Annotated in this window: 1 protein-coding gene and 1 pseudogene; both read right to left on the bottom strand. The window is 46.3% G+C overall.

What is annotated here, in order from left to right:
* Positions 1-736 (bottom strand): aldo/keto reductase (locus GRP75_RS25705; protein ID WP_160790744.1); only part of this gene is annotated, 736 nt, incomplete at its 3' end.
* Positions 737-1,482: 746 nt separating this feature from the next.
* Positions 1,483-1,956 (bottom strand): annotated as a pseudogene (locus tag GRP75_RS25700) (gfo/Idh/MocA family oxidoreductase); the annotation flags it as partial.

The following is a 1,956-nucleotide window of genomic DNA, read 5'->3' as shown; positions in this document are numbered from 1 at the left end:
CTTCTCGATTCGGATCTACAACAGTTGAAAGTTTCCCTAGAGAACTTGCTGCTCTTGAATCTGGGGCAACAGCTTCTCCCGAGCGGTATTTTCCCGTTAGTAGACCACCCGAAAGTGGGCACCAAACCATTACACCCATTCCGTATTTAGCGGTTGCAGCAAGCAAATCGAATTCGATACTTCGATTCAATATGGAATACGGGGCTTGCTCGGATACAAAGCGTGCGGTATTTTTGCGTTCGCTAGTCCATTGTGCTTCGGTCACTTGCCATGCCTGAAAATTGGATGTACCAATATAGCGAATCTTCCCTTCACGAACCAGATCCGTAAGTGCGTCAAGACTCTCTTCAATGTCAGTATGGAGATCCGGCTGATGTAGTTGATACAAATCGATATAATCCGTTTGCAACCTTCTCAAACTATCCTCTACTGCACGCTTAATCCAATATTTCGAGTTACCGGATTGATTAAGCCCACTGCCCATGGGCATTCCGCCTTTCGTGGCCAGAATAACATCCTGTCTGCGTCCTTTTAGGATTTGACCTAGAATTTCTTCGGATTGACCACTTGAATAGACATCCGCTGTATCGATCAGATTAATGCCTCCAGCCAAAGCCTCATCCAACATGACTGCAGCTTCTTTCTCCGTATTGTTCCCCCAAAAACCAAAAGTACCTGTACCTAATACAAAACTGCTTATTTTAAGGCCTGTATTTCCTAATACACGATATTCCATGTTCAATCCATCCCTTCTCCATCTGTCATAATAAGAATGATCATTCTAATATGCGTAGAAGAGCTCCACGGCAAGATCTCACACCACTCCTCATAACTCTTGGCTTCTTATCCGTGTATTCCTCCCACGCCAACAATATAACATATTTAGAATGATCGGTGAAGAATGAATTTATGACCAAAATTAAGATCAGGTCTTTTGGGAGTATAATCCGACCACGCCAGAGTTGTTCGATGAAGAATGCAAATTGAATGGCTGTCTGTATGACGGCGATCCGGAAAATGTAGCGGAGAAAATGTTCTTCGTTCGATCTAACTGTTCGCCACTAAGGCAGTCCCAATTGTGCGTAAAGAAAATCCGTTTCAGTTCATCATATTTTCGATCATTGACTCCTCGTCAGTTTAAAGCTAGGTTACCAAGTGAACCCTCTCATTACCGGTGAATGCACACGTGAGCTTTTCTTATCCGACGTACCTATGACGGTTACTTTGCTTTGTCTTTCCTCTTTTAGTCTTTGCACTATAATCCTTTATGAAAGGACTTCCACAACTTCTCGCTCTGTCAAATTTCCCGAAAATTGAACTGAGAAGACTCCAAAGCGGCGGTCAAAACGGAGCTGGAGTCTTCTTTTCAATAGAAATGAACATTCAAAGCGGAATGTAAAAAAACAAAAACTGACTTTTGGGACATGCCCTCCAGTCTTGTAATTTTTGAATGCTGCAGACTAGCACTAGGCTGACCTTTGTTTACGTATCTAACGTGTACAAAGGCAGGTTTTCCGGTAAAGCCGCTGGACGCAGACATGTGCTTTGCATTGGATAGAAGGTCTGCTGATCGGAGGAATCGTGGAACGCCCACATCGCCTCCAGCACATGATAGGCCAATTCACCACTGGCGCGGTGAGGCCGTCCGCTGCGGATAGCGTAGGCCATATCGGCAACACCGATGCCCCTTGTGTTCTCCTGGTAGCCCGACAACAGCGGAACGTCTGTCCATTCTTGCCCGCCTAGCACCCTATAGCGAACTGGCCCTCCGAACGTGTTCGGGTCAGGCACCTGTAACGTGCCATGAGTGCCGTATACCTCGATCGGTGGCAGAGTGCTTCCACCAAAGATGTCAAAGCTGGTAATTAGCGTGCCGACAGCCCCCTGCTTGAAGCGCAGCAATCCGGCCACATGGGTCGGTATATCGACGGGGATGGTCTGGCCTCTCTTTTTCTC

The organism is Paenibacillus sp. OT2-17 (assembly GCF_009827695.1).
Lineage (GTDB): Bacteria > Bacillota > Bacilli > Paenibacillales > Paenibacillaceae > Paenibacillus > Paenibacillus polymyxa_B.
This window is presented reverse-complemented; position numbering and strand designations above follow the sequence as displayed.